Raw genomic sequence first — 19,470 nt, 5'->3', positions numbered from 1 at the left:
AGCCACCTGTTGAGGGTGGCTTTTTATAATGGAGAAGCTGCGAGAATGATCTAGCGTTCGCTGTCCGTATTGACTTGAAAGGTGATGCCGAACCGGTCCGTCACGTCTCCGAAGCCGGGGCTGAACGAGGTTGACTCGAAGGGCATGTTGACTTGTCCGCCCTCCTGCAGCGCCTCGAAGATTTGTCTCGATTGCTCCACGCTGCTCGTGGTGATGCAGATGGTCACCTGTTTGCCCTGAGGGATATTCGAACCGGCCGGAGCGTCGGAGAACATAAGCTCTGAGTTGCCGACACGAAGCAGCGCGTGTGCAACCAGTTCTTTTAGCTCTTCTGTAAAGGTATTGGGCATATCGGGCATTTCACCATAGGTAACGAGGGAAAGGACTTCAGCACCCAAGGCCTGTTCGTAAAAGCGGATCGCTTCCTTTGCGTTTCCCTGCAGGTTGAGATAGGGGGTCAGTTGAATGGTCATGGATGGGATCAGCTCCTTTTTTGTTCATCATAGCAGGTTGGTGCCGACTCGGTTTCTTCTCGATTGCTTTCATGGCAGGGTCCAGAGCCGAACCTGGACTTAGGTCCGGCTCAGCTTCATCCGTCAGATGGATGATACGCTACGCAAGGAAAGGTTACAATGGGAGCTACATTACGAGAAAGCGTGGTTGTGCACATGAGAAAACCGAGCGCCTTACTGGCCTGGAAGATGCTTGTCCTCTCTCTCCCGAAAGGAATCGGGGCATTTATAATTATCGTGGCCGGGCTATCTGTCAGCCTCCCCTTGTCAGTCGTCTTGATCGGTCTGCCGCTGCTAGCCGGAACGTTAGTTCTGAGTCGTAGAATTATGGTCGACGAGGCGAAGTTCGTTGAAGGCTGGCTTCAGGGCAAGGAGTACCCTGCCGCTCCTGCCGAAGAAGGGTCGTCTGGCGGAGCGCAGCAAGGCTGGAAATCCTGGTTTTCTTCGGTTATGAAGGACGGAAGATCATATCGGGCGATCCTCTTTGGGATCCTCCAGCTGCCGGTCGGCATCGCGGCATTCACTTTTGCCATCGTACTGCCGACTACAGCATTTGCGGTGCTGCTCTCGCCGGCCGCTTATGAAGTTGGCATGCGATGGTTTGAGTTTGATCTGTTCGCGCAGTCCTGGGGATTGGACAGGCTGGTCGACTGGGAACTGACGAGCGCCCACCGCTCCTGGATTGCCGGTGGAGTCGGACTGTTGCTTACATTGCTGCAGCCGCTGCTGATGAAAGGGCTTGGCCGCCTATACGCGGCTTGGATCCTGAGCATCTCGGGTCCCGAACCGGAGCGTCAACCTAGCTCGGATGAATCCAACCCGGACAGCGAGTTCCCCTTCAGCATGATGGACAGTGAGTCCAGCCCCTTCCGATCCGAACGAAGCTTTCCGCCTGTCAACTAAATTAGGTCTAACACTGCCGCAAACAGCGGCTTTTTCTATGTTTACAATCCTGAGTACCTGCACATGGCAATATCATGCATTGCGCATCCGATCGTCACAGGTTCACAACATTGTTTTGCTATGCTTTGCCTATCCTAATATATGCGGAGGGTTAAAAACATGGCAACTGCTGCAAAAAACAGGTTGGGTATATCGCCCGGAACAATGATATTATTGGCAATAATCGGTGTGCCGCGGGTAATTGCCCACGATCTGGGATGGGTTGAGCCGGGGAGCTTCGTCAACCTGCTACTCGTCTTCGTCCCGCCGCTGATCTGGATCGTCGTCGTGCTTCGGAGCAGGACGCCCCGCCCCTTCACGGCGCTGCTGACGATTGGCTTGCTGTACGGGGTTATGCTGGGACTCATGCATCAGCTGCTATGGTCGCAAGCGTTTGATACGCCGCCTACGCTCGGAGGCAATTTATCCAACCTCCCTCCTGCGGCTCATGCGGTCATTACAAGAGGCTTCGCATTCCTGAGCAGTTTGTCCACGGGAGCAGTCGTTGGCGCAATAACCGGAATTGCAGGCATAGTGGTCCACAGACTCGTCAAATGACGTGTTTCATTGTAAAAAGGTAGCCATCACAAGAACGGCTACCTTTTGGCACTCATGATCAGTCTTCCAGCTCAATCTGGATACGTGCAAGGACGCCAGCGGGATTATTGCTGCTCCGGTTATCGTTGGACGGGAAGTTGAAAGCAGCGATCACGATATCATTGGTGCCGTTCCGAAGGAAACGTCTAATGTTAATCGTTCTCCCGGGATTAAAGAAGGACGTGTTGTTTTGCGGATTGTCGATCACGACCGAGCGTCCATTGACTTGGCAACGCTAATCGACCGGATGCCATTCGATTTTTTTACTGCTTGTAATGGTTTGACCGTATTTTTCACCTTTCTAATTCCTACTCTTTTGCGTATGTCGTGCTTCCTCCTTGATTTGACGAATCTTTACATTTATATGAATCTATCGATGTAGTGGATATGGACAAAGTGTAGAGTCGAACCACTCATTTTAATCCAACATATAAACGCCAGATCCACCGATTGGCTGGCGTTTGCGGCCGTTGTCATCGGGTGCGGATCGATCTATTGGAGAATGTCGCGACCTGCATTGTCTTTGGTAATAGCAACTATTTGTTATTGCGGGTTTATATTGCGCGACTACGAGCTGGGGATGTTTCTACCCGTTATGGTGATGCTTTACTTCGTTGCCTCTAAAGGAAACCATCGAGTCTGGTCTATGGTGTGCGGTGTAGCCAGCCTAGGCGTTTCGTTGTATTGGCTGTATAGACGCTTGTTGTTTATTGAAGATCCTGGTGTTTCCATGCTCGCCTGGGTAGCGTTTGGCACGGTGTTTGGCGTGTTTTTTATCGTGCCTCTTCTGATTGGCGAGATTGTGAGACTCAGACGGATATCTTCTGCAAATGGGCTTCGAGTCGAGCACTAACGAAAAATGAACAAGCTGCGGTATATTCCCCTATGAACTAAATTTCATTTGATATGGAAATCTTAATAAGGTTTTAGTGAAGGGATTACCACTAGGCAATGATAATTATTAGAGCTCTGTCCCTTGTTCCCGGACACAGTAGACGCTACTCTGCACAATGAACCGCATTTGCAGTAGTTAGCGGACAGACGATGCGCTATTTGCATTGAAGAGATTGAATTGGACCAAGAAACCAGCTATTAACGGATCGTCTGTCCAGTTAGGCCCTTCCGCACGACGGTTTTGTTAATATAGAGCCTGCTGTGTCCGCAAGCGGATCCTGTCACAAAATAAAAACCCACGTGGGACGTGGGTTTAGTAAAAGGTTATGAAGTTTTACACACGATCTTCAGGGCAAAAGCAGCGCAACCCTTGTACTGCTCCGGGATCTGTACCTCCAGCGCTTGCTCGCTGCGGGTCCACTCTACCTGAGCTTTCGAGCCGAGCAGTTCCACAGAATCGACCTGTCCGCTCAACTGCTTCGCACCCGTACCCAGCGTCTGGATCCGCGCCACCCCATCTTCCGGATAACCCAGCACCGTAGCATACAGGATGTTCTCGCCCCGGGTTGTAAATCGCACGTCATCTGAAGTGAACGGCTTGCGCTTTGTATCGTTGAAGGTGCCCGTCACAATCTCGGTCGGCCCTTCCCCATACACCTTCCAAGGCCGCGTGCCATAGATCGCCTCGCCGTTTACAGCCAGCCATTGCCCGATCTCGCGCAGCAGCAGCTGCTCCTCCTCCGGAATCGTGCCATCCGCTTTCGGACCGACGTTCAGCAGCATCACGCCGTTCTTGCTCACGATGTCGACCAGATCGCCGATCAGTGTAGCCGAGGTTTTGTACTTGTGGTCTGCGATATGGCACCAAGCCGTCTCGCCTACAGACGTACAGGTCTGCCAGACGGCTTCGTTGATTGTATCCAGCTGCCCGCGTTCCAGATCGTAGACGGCGGTGCCCTCTTCGAAAGCATCGAACTTGTAGTTGATGACGACATTTTGGTCATTAGCCTGCGCACGGTTGTAGTAATAGGCAGCGAGCTTTTTCAGATATGGCTTGAATACCGGCTGCTCGATCCACCAGTCGAAGTAGAGCACGCTAGGGCCGTAACGGTCGATCAGATCGCAGGTTCGTACGAACCAGTCCTGCAAGAACTCCTCGTTGGGCGGCAGGATGGGCAGCGGCAGCGCTGCATCGCCATGGGTCGGCTGGGCCGGACCGTACAGCTCGGCATACTCGGGATCCTGCACATCAGACGGAATCTGTCGGCCGCCGTTGTAGTACCACCAGTTCTCCGCGCGATGGCTGGATACGCCGAACATCATATAATGACGCCGTACCGCCGTAGCGAGCTCGCCGATCACGTCGCGCTTCGGCCCCATCTTGACGGCGGTCCATTCCGAGAACGGGCTGTCGTACATGGCGAACCCGTCATGATGCTCGGCTACCGGCATGACGAATGCTGCTCCGGCCTGCTTGAACAGCGCTGCCCACTCGTCCGCATCGAACTTCTCCGCCGTGAACTGCGGGATGAAATCCTTGTAGCCGAATTGGTCCACCGGTCCGTAGGTTTTTACGTGATGTTCATGAACCGGTGTGCCCTCGAGATACATGTTGCGCGCATACCATTCCGTGGCATACGCCGGTACCGAATAGACGCCCCAATGAATGAAGATGCCAAACTTGGCGTCTTCGTACCACCGGGGGACGCTGTAGTTGCTCAGAGATGCCCACTCCGGCTCGAATGGCCCTGCCTTGATTTGTTCCTGTATCTTCGTATTCGTGGTCTGCTTCAACGTGTCCTGATGATCCATGGATGCACCTCTATTCGAAAAATGTATACTCCAGCTCTTCCGTCACGGTTTCATGATGGCACGGATGGCCTGCAATCGTTCCGGTTCGATCTCTGTCAGCGGGCTTCCTGCCCGCCGTACCGAGGTGCCGACATGGAGGCGCCTGATCCCGGTCTGCTGCATAAAATCCGCGATGTTGGCGGCAGACAAGCCGCTCCCGGCGAGGATGCCGATCGAGCCGGTCGCCGAGGCGGCGGCATGCAGGCTGCGCAGCCGTGCGGCTCCTTCAGGAGCTGTCGATTGGCCGCCAGAGGTCAGGATATCTGTGATCTGAGGATACTGCATGAGTAAGGACAACGCTTCATGTTGGTCACGCACCTCGTCAAACGCACGGTGAAAGGTCGCCTTCATCCCTTTGGCTGCAGCCAGCAGCTCTTCCAGCCCCTTCAGGTCAATCGTCCGGTCGCTGCGGAGCAGGCCGAGCACGATCTCGCGCCCGCCGACGCTGCGGATCTGCTCAATATCGCTGCGCACGATGCGGATATCGTCGGCGGAGTACATGAATCCCCGGGCATGCGGACGGACCATCACCCGAACAGGAATACGGACCTCCTCCAGCACCGCAGCAACCGTGCCGATCGATGGCGTTAGTCCGCCTTCGGTGAAGGCAGTGATCAGTTCTATGCGGTCGGCTCCATTTCGTTCGGCGATGACGGCATCTTCATATGTTGTGGCTATGACCTCTAACAGCATGGTTACATTTCCCCTTTCAACATCGCCGCTCTGGCAGCGCCAAGCTGCCCGGCCCGATTGCCGAGTCTCGCCGGCTCGATGCGGATCGGCTGGGACGAGATGGCCGCCAGCCGGCGGAGCAGGCTGTCCCACCATAGCGGATGCGATTCGGCTACGCCGCCGCCGATCACGAGCCGCTCCGGATCGAACATCGCCTGGACCGAATGCAGCGCTACGCTCAAATCGCGCAGGAAGCTGCCGACCGCCTGCTTCGCCCGTTCATCGCCGATCCGGTAACTCTCCATCAGCTGCTGTGCATCCCAGCCAGGCTCTATCTCTCGCGCGGCCCGGTCCAGTGCCGTGCCTGAGACGTATTGCTCCAGGCAGCCGCGCTGACCGCAATTGCAGGCCAACCCGTCCGGATACAGGATCGAGTGGCCGAACTCACCGGCGGCCCAGTGATGTCCTGTGATGAGCCGGTCGTTATGGACGATGGCGCCCCCGACTCCGGTACCGAGCGTGATCATCGCATAATGACGGGCACCGCTCGCTCCGCCGAGCCAGCCTTCGCCTATTGCGGCGGCATTGGCATCATTGTGCACGACGACGGGCATCCCGAGCTCGCGCATCAGGTTCGCGCGCAGCGTCCGGCCGCTCCAGCCCGGCAGATTGTCGGTGGCATAGACGACGGTGCCTTCACGCGAGTCGATCCGGCCTGCCGTGCCGACGCCGATGCCTGCCACGGCGGCGCCGGAGGCAAGCAGCTCACGGATCGCCCCGAGGATCGAGTGCTCGATCCCTTCCGCTTGCAGGGCTACCGGTGTCGGCAGCGCACATGTCTCGTGAATCGTGCCTGCTGCGTCGACCAACGCGCCTTTGATGCCTGTCCCGCCTACATCGATTCCGATCCAACGCTCGCTCATGTCTCGGACTGCCGCCCTTCGGCGACCTGCTGCATCGCGGCAACATAACGCGAAGCGATCCACTGCGGTCTCGTTATGGCCGAGCCGACGACGACGAAATCCGCTCCAAGCTGCAGGGCTGTCGCTGCCTGGGCAGGATCGTAGATGCCGCCTTCGGCAACAACCTGCACGTCCAGTTGCTCTGCGAGCCTTCGCACGAGATCGAGATTCGGGAGCACGGTCGCCGCCGTAGCTGCCGTGTACCCGCAAAGGGTAGTGGACACATACTCGGCTCCCCACCCTGCAGCCTGTAGCCCTTCTTCATAGGTCGAGACATCGGCCATGACCGCGATGCCCCGGCGCCCCAGCAGTGCGAGCGTCTCTTCCAGCGTCTTGCCATCAGGGCGCGGCCGGCTCGTCGCATCGATGGCGACGATATCGGCTCCTGCCGCGGCTGCGGCTTCCGCATCCTCTACAGTCGGCGTGATGAATACATCGTACCCTTCCACCTGCCGTTTGAGCAAGCCGATGACCGGCAGTTCTACCGCTGCTTTGATCGCCCGGATGTCTGCCAGGCTGTTGGCCCGGATGCCGACAGCCCCCGCTTGCTTGGCCGCGCGGGCCATAGCGGCCATATGGCTGCTTCCGTGCAGCGGTTCATCCTCCAGCGCCTGGCATGACACCACCAGCCCGCCGGCTGGGATCAGTTGCTTGGACATTGGGCATTCCCCTCTCTTCGTTACCCCTTGACGGCGCCGCCAACGAGTCCTTTGATGATGAATCTTTGCACAAACGTATACAGGATGATAATCGGCAGCGCCACCAGCGATGCGCCGGCGAACATCTGCGGCCAGTTCGTATTGTACTGGCTCTTGAAGGCCATCAGTCCAACTGGCAACGTACGCATGTCCGGCGATGACAGGAACACAAGCGGATTGAAGAAGTCATTCCAGGACGCGATAGCGACGACGATAATACAGGTTGCCGTGATCGGCAGTGTCAGCGGGAATACGATCTTCAGGAAGATACGCCACGGTCCGCATCCGTCCACCCAAGCCGCCTCCTCGATCTCGCTCGGTACGGTCTTCAAGAAGTTGACATACAAAAAGATCGGCAGCGCGAGTCCGGAAGCGATCTGGACTAGCGACAGACCCATGTGTGTGTTAAGCAGCCCCATCTCCCTCATGAGGAGGAAGACCGGGATCGTTCCGGAAAACACAGGCAGGATCAGACCCATCAGGAAGAAGGTAGACACTGCTCCAGACTTGTAGCGTTGACCGTGGTGAAGCCCGTAAGCTGCCAGCACGGCGACGAAGATCGCGACGCTTGTCGTCATGACGAGTACGATCAAGCTGTTGAGGAAGTAAGGCAACAGATTGCCGGTTCTGAACGCTTCGCTATAGTTGGACCACTGCGGGTCCTGCGGCAGTCCAAGCGGATTGACCGTCGACGGCGTCTGCAGCGACACGCTGACCATGACCGCCATCGGCAACAGCACACAGAGTACGGCAACGAACAGTACAACATAGGTTAAACTCTTCTGAGTTGCGGTCATACTCATTGCTGGACCCCCAATCGGCTGAGCAGTCGGATCTGGATGAGCGTTACGACAATGATCAAGACAGACAAGATCATGGCAATGGCGGTGCCGTAGCCCATCTGGGATGTTCTGAACGCGAATTGGTAGATCAGCGTGCCGAACGTCTGCGTGGAGTTCATCGGACCGCCCTGCGTCATGATGAACACATGCTCGAACATCTTCATACAGCCGATCACCGATAATACGGTATTGACGATAATGGATGGGATCAGGAGCGGGATCGTCACGTTCCAGAATTTCTTCCAAGCTCCGGCACCGTCGATGTCGGCAGCCTCATAGATATCGGAAGGCACGGACTGCAGTCCTGCCAGATAGATCATCATCGAGTAGCCAGTATACTGCCACACCATGACGATAGCGATCGCATAGATTGCCAGGCTCGGATCCCCTAGCCAGTCGAGTGCAGCCAGGCTGTGCAGGCCCAGCGCTTCGAACATCTTCGGGAAGAAGCCGACCATAGGCGCATACATGTAGCTCCACACATAGCCGATTACGACCGTGTTCAGGATGACCGGGAAGAAGATGATGGCCCGGATCCAGACGATGCCCTTCAGCTTCTGGTCCAGCAGGACGGCGAGCAGGATGGCGAAGGTATGCTGCAGTACAATGACCACGATCGACAAGATCGCCATATTTCGTAACGCTGTCGTCAGCAGCGGATCGCTAAAGGCATTTTTGAAGTTGTCCAGCCCGACCCAATTGGCATTGAACGAGAAGCCGTTCCAGTCGGTAAAGCCGTAATATAGTCCACTGAAGATCGGGCCTGCAAAAAACACGAGGTAGAGCGCCAGGGCGGGTGCAATAAACAGCAGATAATTTCGGAAGTTCATGATTTTCATGGAAAAACACCGTCCCAATTTCAAAAATGGGTATAAAATAACCCCACAAAGTGGGGAGTTGCTTCGAAGCGTACTCAGGTACTTTGCGGGGGGCCCCGGAAATATATAAGCGATAAGATTAAAAATCCCCGCAAAGTGATGTCTGGACTTCGGAGCGTTAACAGATAACTTTGCGAGGGCCCCGTATACTATGCATTCGATTCAGAACTTACTTAACGTCTCTGTCTTGCGCAGTCTGCATCTGTTCCAGCAGATGGGCTGCATCGACGTTCTCGCCCAGCAGGATCTGCTGGAAGATCGGGAACATGACCGGCTCGATGGCAGGCGTCATGCTCGGGAAGATCTGCGCTTCGCTGGCATCGATCAGCGGCTGGAAAGTCTCCGTCAGCGGACTGTACGTCTCGGAGGTTCCCCCCGTGACGGTAACGGCCTGCTTCGTTTCTTCCGACCAGATCTCAGCAATCTCCGGATCAGCGATGAACTCCATGAACAGCTTGATCTCTTCCTGATGCTTGCTCCAGGATACGCCTACGAGCAGGTTGTCCGAGACAAGGTTGGTGACGAGCGGTTCATCGCCGCGATTCACAGGGATCGGGAACGCGGCCAGCTCGAATGCAGAGAAGCTGTCATCGAAGTTCTCGCTATAGCCCCACTCGCCCATCGGCCACATCGCTGCACGGCCTTCCTTGAACACTTGCGCCACCTGGTCATAGCTAAGACCAACGGAGTTTTCCAGCAGATATCCGTTATCCACCAACTCCATCATGCCGTCAAAATACCCCGCAAATTCCGGATCGGTCCACTTTTTCTCACCGCTCGCCATCTGAGTGAATACGTCCGGATTATCGCTCTGGTACAAGCCGAATTGCGCGGTTGTAATAAACTGCGTTGCCCAACCGTCGCGGCTGCCGATCACCAATGGCGCCACACCGCTTGCTTTGATCGATTCGCTGACTGCCATCAGTTCTTCCCATGACCCGGGAACCTCCAGACCAAGCTCGTCAAAGAGTGTTTTGTTGTAGAACATCAGGATCGGCTGACTGTTGTAAGGTACGCCGTAAGTTTTGCCGTCCACGGTTCCGAGATTGACGGCCGCTTCCAGATAGTTGTCCAGCCAGGGGCTGCCGGAGATGTCCATCAGCATGCCTTCTCTGGAGAATTCCACCACCTGATTGGGGAACAGCCAGGTCATATCCATATCCGCTTTGGATACCATGCGGGTACGTATGATCTCGCGGAACTGATCATACACTTTATCATGCTCGATCGTGATGTGAGGATACTGTTCATGGAATCGGTCCAATACGGTCTCGCTGATCGGGTTCCAAGTCGTCAGCTTCAGCGTGACCGGATTGCTCCCGGCGTTTTCCCCGCCCCCGGCGCTGCTCTCGCCTGTATTGTTGCTGCCGCATCCGGCCACGACGACGGCCAGGATGAGCGATGCAGCCATGGACATCCGCGTTCTTTTCATCTTCATCATGTTAACCTCCCTGACATTATTCTTTGTCTACGTCCTCATGGTACTGTAACTACGTCAGGTTTTCTACGATCAAAACTTGTGATTTTGGATGAGGAATGCGACGATTTTTTAGTGAAAACGGTTTTGATTTTTTCAAACTAGATAAGATTTGATATTTCCTATGATTATTTACTCCGGCCTTATTTGTTGCGGAATTCAAGCGGCGTCATCCCTACCTCATCCTTGAAGAGCTTGCTGAAATAGTGCGGGTTCGCATAGCCAAGCTCGGAAGCGATATCGTACACCTTGTGATTGGTCTCCCGAAGCAGTTTCTTGGCATGGGTTATTTTTTTGCGGGTGGCATACTCGCTGAAATGCTCGCCTGTCTCTTTCAAGAACACACGGCTCAGATGTCCGGTGCTGACATGCACAGCTTCGGCTACTTTGGAGAGCGACACGTCCTCCAGAAGATGCTCTTCGACATATCTCATCGCCAGACGTACGACTCCTCCGGTCTGCAAACTGCCGATCTCGCCGGAAGCGAGGCACTCCTCGAAGGCATCGCGGAGCAGACTGCCATCGTCTCTTGTGGAGCTGTACGCGTAATGCAAAGGCAGGTTCATCATCGTCTTCAGCTGCTGGTTCAACTCTTCCAGATAAGCCCCCGGGTTGGCCGCTTTTCCAGAGAGAGAGGTCGATGGCATAATCCAGATCAGCTGCTCATTGCCCCGGTTGAGGAGCACGCCTCCCCAATCCTCGGCAATATAATTCTCGACGAAGGTATAGATGGAATGGTAACGGGCCCGGCTTGCCTGATCAGACAGATCCAGCTCCTCACCATAATGCAGGACGGCAAGCTGATAGCCCGCTTGAAGCCAGGCCAGCTGAGGGGAGGCCAGCACCCCGTCCAACGCTTCGGCGTTCGTGTCCGTCAGCAGCTGCAGCAAGGACTCCTTAAGTTGCGCCTCCATGTCCGGCTTATGTTGATGCTCCTTGCGCTTGGTCAGCTGCAAGATTGCTTTTTGGAGTGCCTGCTCTACCTCGTTTTTTTCCATCGTCGGCTTATGCAGATAGTCGACGCCGCCGATCTTCACCGCTTCCTTCACATAGGGGAAATCCTCGAAGCTGCTGATGAAAATGACTTGTATCGCCTCGTTAAATGACTTGATCGTGCGTGCGAGTTCCAGACCGTCCATGCCCGGCATGCGAATGTCGGTCATCAGGATATGGATATCCTCCTGCCTGATCACATCCAGCGCTTCCAGACCATTGGACGCTTCGGCCTTCCAGCATATACCGAGCGACTCCCAGTCCACCATGTACTTCAATCCCATGCGCACGATGGCTTCATCTTCTACCACCAGCAAGTTCCACATTACAACTCTTCCTCCCCGTTCATTGATGGCAAAGCGCTCATAAGATACGGCAGGCGATAGGTCGCGCTTGTCCCGACATTCACCCGACTGTCGATATGCAAAGTGAAGGGATGGCCAAATCGGAGTTGAATCCGGTCGCGTACATTGGCGATGCCGATGTTTGCATAATCGGTATCCCCTCCAGCGGTCTTGCCAGAAGGAGCAACGCCGTTAATGCGGTCCAGGATCTCCGGCAGGATGCCCTGACCGTCATCGCTGATGCCGATAAGCAGCTCATTCCCCTCTCGTCTTGCGGAGACATGGATCCGAATCTTCCCATCCTTCTGAAGCGATCCGTGGAAGATCGCATTCTCCATGATCGGCTGCAGGATCATCGGCGGTACCGCTGCTTGCAGCGTATCTTCACGGACATCCCAGGTTACCTCAAAGCGGTCGGTGTATCGCAGTTCCATCAAATGGGCATAATTGCGCAGCAGTTCAAGCTCCGAGTCCAGCGGCACGAGCTCCCGGTCGAGCTTGATATTGGCGCGGATCAGCATGTTAAGTGCTTTCAACAGCTTCTCGATCTGTTGGCTCTGCTGCAGCATGGCGAGCATGCGGATCGAATTGATCGTGTTGTACAGGAAGTGCGGTGTGATGCGGGCGCGCAGCGCATACAGCTCCGCCTCCCGTTTCTGACGCTCTTTCTCTTCGATCGACTGCACCAGATCGTCCAGCCTGTGTACCATGCGGTTGTAGCTGTACTGCAAGTGACCCATCTCGCCGGAGTTCTCCGCTGTCTCGGGGATCTTGAACATGCCTCGCTCGACCTCTCGCATCGAGTCGATAAGTGCGCGGATCGGCTGAGATAACCCTCTGGCCAACAGGAACGAGGCGATGCCTGCCGCAGCAGCGACGATAAAGATGAGCAGGATCGTAAAGTCACGGATCGCATTGACATCCTGCAAGAGCTCTTCCCGGTCCATGACCAGGTAGCTGGTCCAACCCAAATAATCGCTTCGGACATAGACGCCGGTTATCCCATCCGTCTTGTGGTCTGTCGTCTGTTTGGTGATCTGACCGCTCTGCGGACTGCTTTCCGCCGAGGGACGTATCGTCTGGTGCATCGCTTCCGCTTCATCCGGCTGATTGGCGTAGATGATCTGTCCGTATTGATCCTCCACGATGACCAGCATGTTATCGAGCTTGAACGATCGGACCAGCTTCTGGATGAAGTCTGGCGTGATGTGAACGGCCATGACGCCGATTTTCTTGAAATTCTCGTCCAGCAGCACACGCGACGCGGTGATCGTCAGGAAGGATGGACTGTTGAACTGCGTCTCCCGGCGCAGGCCGGAGAAGGAGATTCCCCCGTCCCGACGAAGCGTCTCGGCATACCAGTTCTCTTGGCGCGGATCTACCTTATCGTTGATGGAAGAGCGGTCGCTTACCTGATAGCCATAGATGTTGCCGGTGCTGCTATATAATACGATTCCTTGGATGGTGGAAAAAATGGAAGGATAGGTCGTGAGCAGTCTAGCGAACTGCTGCTGCGTATCGATCTCCTGATAGCCCCATTCCTCGCGGGGAAGATAGCTTTGGTTCAAGATGCGGAAGATTTCGGGGGTGAAATACGGAAACGTGCTGAACTGATCCACATCCTCGACTTCCCGCTCGATCGCTTCGTTCAATTGGTCCGCGATCACCTCGAAGTTGGCCAATACTCGGTCTTCCAGCATACTAACCGAACGTTGATAGGCAATTGTACCAATGCAGACCGACGGGATTACGCCCAACATGAAGAACAGCAACAACAGCTTGCTTTGAAACGAAAGCTTGCGCCAATGCCTGATCATGATGTCACCTCTAGGATTTCAAAATCTTCCATGTTAACTAATATATCATCTTAAGGGGGTATACCATTAAGTATCTTCTCCCATTCCTACCGAAGCTGTCAATACAAAAACGCCAAGCCCCTGCTGGGAGCTTAGCGTTCGTAACGTGGACCTATTCCTTTATATTGCCTGCGGCTTTGAGACGTTTGGCAATCTCATCAAAACTCTGCCTTGGCGTTCTTTATTTTAATAGGGATAGCGCTTGATCGGCCTTTTTCTTATCTTCATTCACCGGCTTGCCCTTATAACAGAAGCTGTCCCCAGTCTAGGGAGAGAAGTTGTGCATTGATTGGTCCGATTTATTAATCTCATTAATAATTAAATGAATTAATTTATCCATAGGCCATAAACCTATCGTATCCATTCTCGAATTGTTTATCGTCCCAGCGGATGGGCGACAAATGGTGGCCTGTTGAAGATAAGTTCCTTGTCGGCATTCATCTAGCTTCCCCTTTTTTTGCTAGCGATGTCGGCAGTTGGTCGAGACTGCTCATATTCTTCTCTAGCCAGTAGCTGCGCAATCCTTCCTCGCCTTTGTGCTCCGCCCACCGCTGGAGTGTGTCCCGCTCCTTCTGGTAAGACATGAATGGCACCGAATACCCGCAGGACGTCTGGACTTTATGTATATCGATGACGATAATCTGTCTAGCTCCGGGAATCGGATCAAACCTGGCATACAGCGACTCCCACTCGCTATGCTCCGGCAACACGACCGTCCCGGTTCCGTACAGGCGAAGGATGTTCGGCGGCCCCTGGAATGCGCAGAACATGATCGTGATGCGGCCGTTTTCTTCGAGATGCGCACTGGTTTCATTGCCGCTTCCGGTCAGGTCCAGATAGGCGAATTGACGTTCGGACAGGATCCTGAACGTGTCATGTCCTTTCGGCGACAGATTGACATGCCCTTCCCCCGATAATGGAGCCGTACCGACAAAGAACATGTGCTGCTCCCGGATAAAGGCCATATGCTCCGCGAGTAATGCTGGAAATTGTTTCCCCATTCAGATCCCCCCCGATTCGAATTTAAAACCATTGTATGACATTCTGGGCGTCAAATAAAGCGCTCTATTTTGAAGACTACACTCATCACTACACTATTGAAATGACATGTTGTATAATAGACATGTTTCACCGCAGGTAAGAGGAAGGTCGAGCCTGATCCTCCCCAATAATCATAGCTCAGTCAGGAGAATCAACATGGAAAACCAATACAGAATCTTGTTGTACTATAAATATGTCCACATTGAAGATCATGAAGTCTTTGCCAAGGAGCACTTGGAATACTGCAAGGAGCTTGGTGTCAAAGGTCGGATCCTAGTAGCCGAAGAAGGCATCAACGGGACGCTCTCCGGCACCGTGGAGCAGACGGATGCGTATATGGCCTATATGCACGCCCACCCTTACTTCCAAGACATGGTGTTCAAGATTGACGAGCATGACGGTCACGCCTTCAAGAAGCTGTTCGTCCGGCCCAAGAAAGAATTGGTCACCTTGCGCTACGAAACTCCGCTTGATCCGAACGTTACGAGTGGCAAGCGCTTATCGCCAAAAGAGTTCTATGAACAGCTCCAGCGCGATGATGTCATTGTCGTGGATGGTCGCAACGATTATGAATACGACCTCGGACACTTCCGCAATGCGATCCGTCCGACAGTGGAGTCGTTCCGCGAATTTCCCGAATGGATCCGCAACAACCTGAAGGATGCCAAAGACAAGACGATTCTGACTTACTGCACGGGCGGCATTCGCTGCGAGAAGCTGACTGGCGTTCTGATAAGTGAAGGCTTCAGCGACGTCGCCCAGTTGGAGGGCGGCATTGTTACCTACGGCAAGGATCCGGAAGTGCAGGGACGGTTGTTCGACGGCAAGATGTACGTATTCGACGAGCGTATCTCGGTTCGCGTCAATCAGACGGATGAGGACATTACCGTCGGCAGATGCCACCACTGCGATACCCCGACTGACCACTACATTAACTGCGCTGACGATACATGCCATCTGCAGCATCTGGTATGTGACGATTGTCTGGAAGAACACCAGAGCTACTGCTCGGACGATTGTTTTCAGCATGACACTAAAGTCAATATTGGCTAAGTACAGCCCCACTTGTGAGCACGTCCCTCCGCAGAGACGTGCTTTCGATTTTTTTTGTATCCATGGCGGATAGGGAAAAGCCTATGCTGCTTCGAGAGCAGACATAGGCCGGCATACTAGATAGTCATCATTTGTCCCATTTACTTGACTTGTTTTTACCGGAATTGACCGGCGTCGATGGCTTGCTGTTTTTCGTCCAGGATTTCCTGGTAGCCCGCATTAAGGTAGCGTTGTTTGGCCGCTTCGTATTTCGCTTCAAAGTCCGCCTCGGGGGCAAGGACAATATCCAGATACAATTCCTGGAAGAGCGAATTCAAGTCCGCTTTGTAATCGTTCACCTTCTCCAGTACGACTGTAAACAGCGCATCTGGCGTCCGGTACTCAGCTGTCTCGTCGCGATATCTGATCATATCCTCGGCAATCTGCTCATACCCTGGAGGAGCCCAGTTCCGAAGATTGTATTTCAATGTCAGCTCGGGAGTTTCGAACATCGCGGTTTCCGTGACGAGTGCCCAGTAATCCTTATTGTTGTTTTGCGCCAGGACGGATGCTCCTGTAAAATCCGGGTTTCTTTGGGGGAGCCCTTCCTCATCAAGGGTATAGTTCTCTCCCTCCACGCCGTTTTGCAGGAAGAACAGATTTTCTTGCTGACTCATCCACTCCAGGTACATCCAGACTGCGGCGCGCTCTTCCGCAGTGGACATATAATTGATGCCCATGATGAAGCCAAACGGCCAGTAGGCTCTAGCTTGCGGAACTTTGCCTTCAGGCACGCCTGCTCCGGGAGGCACGACTGCGAATTCGGCTTGCGGATTATTTTTCAGGGTTGCTTCGAACACATCCGTGTTGCTGGCCAGGTAGAAACCGTACGTTCCTGTCCGGCCTGCCACAAACTCGGACTTGATCTTGCCGTCGTCGTCGCGCAGATAAAACTCTTTGTCGATCAGGCCGTTATTAAACTGATAACTCAGGTTGCGCAGCCAGCCTTCCGTTGCCGGTGTGGTCAAGTCCGCTACAGCAAGATCCGAATACAGCGCGCGCTCTTGCGGATCGATCGGCCAATCGCGGAATGGATAGCTGTAGACATAGTTGTTGCGAGTGAGCGCACCGCCGGTGACGCCGAGTCCCGCTTCCTTCCACTTCACCAGCATGTCATTGTATTTCTCCAGTGAAGTCAAATCCTCTACTTTCATCCCTACTTGCTCTACCCAGTCCTTGCGGATCAGGTTGACGAAGTTGTCCGTGTCCGGCCGTGCTGCGAAGAAAAAGATATGTTGGTCATCTACGACGCCGTACTGCTGGATCGTCTCGCCCAAATTTGCCCAGTAAGTCGGAGCGTAGTTTGCGATCTCCTCCAGATCCAGCGGCTGCATGACATCTTCGCCATAGTACGCCAGCGCTTGCGGCATATCATAATGGAAGATAATATCCGGCGCTTTGCGTGCGGCAAGCAGCTGTTCGAAATCCGTCACTTCATTGTTGCGCGTAATGGGGACAAAATTGACATTTACGTTGAATTGCTCGCCAAACTCCTGCTGGATCCAGCGGGTATAGTAATTATCGGTAACGTTCCAGCCTTCGAATGCGCGCTCATATACCGGTATGTCCAGGGTAACGGTTTCCGGGAAGCCTTGCGAATAGTCGGGAAACCCTTCGTTATCTGTGCCGGCATCGCCGACATTATCCGTATTCGCTGGAGGGGGCGTCTCCGTATCGGAGCTGCCGCCATTGCTGTTATTTGTGCATCCCGCCAGTAAGCTTGCGCTCACCATGATGGCCATGAACATCGTTAGCTTTTTTCTTTTGCTCATCCCTTATTCCCCCATATGATCATAATAACGTTATCCGGTCCAGCCGGATTAGCCCTTCACCGATCCGAGCATGACGCCTTGGACAAAATACTTCTGAATAAAAGGATAGACACAGACGATCGGCAGCGTCGCGAAGACGACAACGGATGCCTTCAATACTTCAGGATTGGAGAGCTGCACAGTGGTGGCTTCGAGCTGGAAGCTCTCGCTCGCTTGAACGACGAGATAATACAACTTCAGCTGCAATGGCCGCAGATCAACGTTAAATTTGATGTAGAACAAGGCATCCTGATACGCGTTCCATCGACCAACAGCATAGAACAATGAAAGGGTGGCGAGGATCGGCTTGCACAATGGCAGCACCACGCTGATCAGGATGCGGAAATGTCCCGCCCCGTCCATCCGTGCCGACTCCTCCAGACTGATCGGAATCGAACTCATGATCGAAGTTCTCAAGATCAGCATATTGAACGCGCTGAACGACAACGGCAGCACGAGCGACCAGATCGTATCCAGCATCCCGAGACTGTTCACGAGCATGTAGTCGGGGATAATCCCGCCCCCGAAGTACAGGGTAAACACGCAGATAAAAGTAAGGACGACCCGACCTTTCAGTTGAGGCCTGGATAAAGGATACGCCGCACAGATGGTAACGATCATGCCGATAACCGTGAATAGTACAGTCACTACAACGCTTACATACAATGAACGGACGATGCTTGCATCAGCGAAAATTTTCTCATATGCACCCAATGTAAACCCTTGCGGGATCAGAAATACTTTCTGGGCAATAACATATGCGTCATCGCTTAAAGACTTTGCCACAACATGCAGGAATGGCAACAGACAGGCGAGCGAAGCAATAACGATCACAAGATGAATCAGGATATCCCACACGTCCAGGCGAATCCGACGGGGAGCGGCATAGGCTTTATCTCTCATGGGTGTGCCTCCTTTCTACAGTAATCCCTCCTCCCCTAATTTCTTGGCGATCCGATCGGCGAGGAGTACGAGGATCAAGCCGATGATCGCTTGGAACAATCCAAGTGCTGTGGCCCGGCTGAAATCGCCGCCTTCAATCCCCCACCGGTATACTAGTACAGGGATCGTGGTGGTATATTCGGTCGTCGCTTTGTTCATCAATGCCATGATCCGCTCGAACGAACCTCCCATCACGTTGCCGAGGCTGAGGATAAGCAGCATCACGATCGTCATCCGGATAGATGGGATGGTCACATTCCACATCTTGCGCCAGCGCCCCGCCCCGTCAACCGTGGCCGCTTCGTAGAGCTCGGGATTCACAGCCGTGATCGCTGCCAGATAGATGATCGTCCCCCACCCCATGCTCTGCCATACACCGATGGCCAGATAACTGAACAGCCAGTTCGTATTCTCCTGCAGGAACGGGATACGGTTGGCCCCCAGCTGCTCCAGGAGATTATTGACCATCCCGCTGCCATGACCGAGAAGCTGATACGCGATCGCGCCGATGATGACCCAGGACAGGAAGTGAGGCAGGTAGAGCAGCGTCTGATTGACTCGCTTGAAGAAGACGCTCTTGATTTCATTCAGTAATAGTGCAAGTATGATCGGTGCCGTAAAACTGAAGAGCAGATCCAATACATTGAGCAGCAGCGTATTGCGGACCGCGCGGCCGAAGTCTGGACGGGCAAACAGATCCAGGAACACTTGAAACCCTACCCAGTCGCTTCCCCAGAACCCCCTTGCAATCTTATAATCCTTAAAAGCAAGCATGAGGCCGGACATCGGCGCGTACTTGAAGAGCAGGACAAACGCAAGTGGAATGGTCAACAGGGCATACAGCTGCCAGTCCCGGCGAAGATAATAACCGAATCCTCGTGAGGACATCTTGCGAGATAGAGCTGCAGTTTCAGCCTTCGCCGTTGGTTCAGCTTTCAAAGTCTCACCTCCTTTTAACCCGGAATATCTCTGATGGATCCCTTATCGGATCGCTTGAGGTTGCCTTTATCATAGCGCTTTCATTTTGCAACGGTAAATCATGAGCTTTGATATTGACCTATCACTT

General features: G+C 53.9%; 18 protein-coding genes. 3 read left to right on the top strand and 15 right to left on the bottom strand.

Features of this window, described 5'->3' with window-relative positions; genetic code table 11:
- Positions 1-50 precede the first annotated feature (50 nt).
- The gene (locus tag ABC336_RS30780; RefSeq protein WP_413242306.1) at positions 51-473 is read right to left on the bottom strand and encodes a VOC family protein; all 423 of its coding nucleotides are present in this window, start codon (positions 471-473) and stop codon (positions 51-53) included.
- A gap of 195 nt (positions 474-668) precedes the next feature.
- Between ABC336_RS30780 and ABC336_RS30775 the strand changes: the two genes are divergently transcribed.
- The gene (locus tag ABC336_RS30775; RefSeq protein ID WP_413242305.1) at positions 669-1,415 is read left to right on the top strand and encodes a sensor domain-containing protein; all 747 of its coding nucleotides are present in this window, start codon (positions 669-671) and stop codon (positions 1,413-1,415) included.
- A 204-nt stretch (positions 1,416-1,619) separates the two neighbouring features.
- On the top strand, positions 1,620-2,012 hold the full coding sequence (locus ABC336_RS30770) for a hypothetical protein (RefSeq protein WP_413242652.1): 393 nt from the start codon (positions 1,620-1,622) through the stop codon (positions 2,010-2,012).
- Between the two features lie 58 nt (positions 2,013-2,070).
- On the opposite strand, the gene ABC336_RS30765 is transcribed toward ABC336_RS30770, so the two are convergent.
- The 11 genes from ABC336_RS30765 to ABC336_RS30715 form a co-directional block, all read right to left on the bottom strand.
- On the bottom strand, positions 2,071-2,259 hold the full coding sequence (locus ABC336_RS30765; RefSeq protein WP_413242304.1) for a hypothetical protein: 189 nt from the start codon (positions 2,257-2,259) through the stop codon (positions 2,071-2,073).
- Positions 2,260-3,269: 1,010 nt separating this feature from the next.
- On the bottom strand, positions 3,270-4,757 hold the full coding sequence (locus tag ABC336_RS30760) for an alpha-L-fucosidase (RefSeq protein ID WP_413242303.1): 1,488 nt from the start codon (positions 4,755-4,757) through the stop codon (positions 3,270-3,272).
- Between the two features lie 42 nt (positions 4,758-4,799).
- Complete coding sequence (locus ABC336_RS30755; RefSeq protein WP_413242302.1) at positions 4,800-5,489, bottom strand: copper homeostasis protein CutC; 690 nt, start codon at positions 5,487-5,489, stop codon at positions 4,800-4,802.
- A gap of 2 nt (positions 5,490-5,491) precedes the next feature.
- Positions 5,492-6,391 (bottom strand): ROK family protein, encoded by a 900-nt coding sequence (locus ABC336_RS30750; RefSeq protein ID WP_413242301.1) that lies wholly within the window; start codon positions 6,389-6,391, stop codon positions 5,492-5,494.
- Entirely contained in the window at positions 6,388-7,089 is a 702-nt protein-coding gene (locus ABC336_RS30745; RefSeq protein ID WP_413242300.1) for an N-acetylmannosamine-6-phosphate 2-epimerase, read from the bottom strand. The genes ABC336_RS30750 and ABC336_RS30745 overlap by 4 nt, the downstream gene beginning before the upstream one ends.
- A gap of 20 nt (positions 7,090-7,109) precedes the next feature.
- Positions 7,110-7,931 carry a carbohydrate ABC transporter permease gene (locus ABC336_RS30740; RefSeq protein WP_413242299.1) on the bottom strand — a complete coding sequence of 274 codons (822 nt, stop codon included), beginning with the start codon at positions 7,929-7,931 and terminating at the stop codon, positions 7,110-7,112.
- Positions 7,928-8,809: a carbohydrate ABC transporter permease gene (locus ABC336_RS30735; protein WP_413242298.1), complete on the bottom strand. Its 882-nt coding sequence runs from the start codon at positions 8,807-8,809 to the stop codon at positions 7,928-7,930. The genes ABC336_RS30740 and ABC336_RS30735 overlap by 4 nt, the downstream gene beginning before the upstream one ends.
- Positions 8,810-9,017: 208 nt before the next feature.
- Complete coding sequence (locus ABC336_RS30730) at positions 9,018-10,289, bottom strand: ABC transporter substrate-binding protein (protein WP_413242297.1); 1,272 nt, start codon at positions 10,287-10,289, stop codon at positions 9,018-9,020.
- 179 nt (positions 10,290-10,468) lie between these two features.
- Positions 10,469-11,644, bottom strand: a complete 1,176-nt coding sequence (locus tag ABC336_RS30725; RefSeq protein WP_413242296.1) for a response regulator transcription factor — start codon at positions 11,642-11,644, stop codon at positions 10,469-10,471.
- On the bottom strand, positions 11,644-13,479 hold the full coding sequence (locus tag ABC336_RS30720; protein ID WP_413242295.1) for a cache domain-containing sensor histidine kinase: 1,836 nt from the start codon (positions 13,477-13,479) through the stop codon (positions 11,644-11,646). The genes ABC336_RS30725 and ABC336_RS30720 overlap by 1 nt, the downstream gene beginning before the upstream one ends.
- Before the next feature lie 476 nt (positions 13,480-13,955).
- Positions 13,956-14,519 carry a pyridoxamine 5'-phosphate oxidase family protein gene (locus ABC336_RS30715; RefSeq protein WP_413242294.1) on the bottom strand — a complete coding sequence of 188 codons (564 nt, stop codon included), beginning with the start codon at positions 14,517-14,519 and terminating at the stop codon, positions 13,956-13,958.
- Between the two features lie 196 nt (positions 14,520-14,715).
- Here ABC336_RS30715 and trhO point away from each other — a divergent pair, with 196 nt between their 5' ends.
- The gene (trhO, locus tag ABC336_RS30710) at positions 14,716-15,612 is read left to right on the top strand and encodes an oxygen-dependent tRNA uridine(34) hydroxylase TrhO (RefSeq protein ID WP_413242293.1); all 897 of its coding nucleotides are present in this window, start codon (positions 14,716-14,718) and stop codon (positions 15,610-15,612) included.
- 155 nt (positions 15,613-15,767) lie between these two features.
- Here trhO and ABC336_RS30705 read toward each other — a convergent pair whose 3' ends face one another.
- Genes ABC336_RS30705 through ABC336_RS30695 form a run of 3 tightly spaced genes read right to left on the bottom strand, consistent with a single transcriptional unit; the run spans position 15,768 to position 19,343 of the window.
- Positions 15,768-17,423, bottom strand: coding sequence for an extracellular solute-binding protein (locus ABC336_RS30705; RefSeq protein WP_413242292.1), 1,656 nt, complete (start codon positions 17,421-17,423; stop codon positions 15,768-15,770).
- A 48-nt stretch (positions 17,424-17,471) separates the two neighbouring features.
- Positions 17,472-18,365, bottom strand: a complete 894-nt coding sequence (locus ABC336_RS30700; RefSeq protein ID WP_413242291.1) for a carbohydrate ABC transporter permease — start codon at positions 18,363-18,365, stop codon at positions 17,472-17,474.
- 15 nt (positions 18,366-18,380) lie between these two features.
- A complete protein-coding gene (locus tag ABC336_RS30695) occupies positions 18,381-19,343 on the bottom strand; it encodes an ABC transporter permease (protein WP_413242290.1) in 963 nt (320 codons plus the stop codon).
- Positions 19,344-19,470 lie beyond the last annotated feature (127 nt).

Source organism: Paenibacillus jepli (assembly GCF_047238105.1).
Classification (GTDB): Bacteria; Bacillota; Bacilli; order Paenibacillales; family Paenibacillaceae; genus Paenibacillus_D.
The sequence above is the reverse complement of the archived record's forward strand: the minus strand, read 5'-3'. Positions and strand labels throughout refer to the sequence as shown.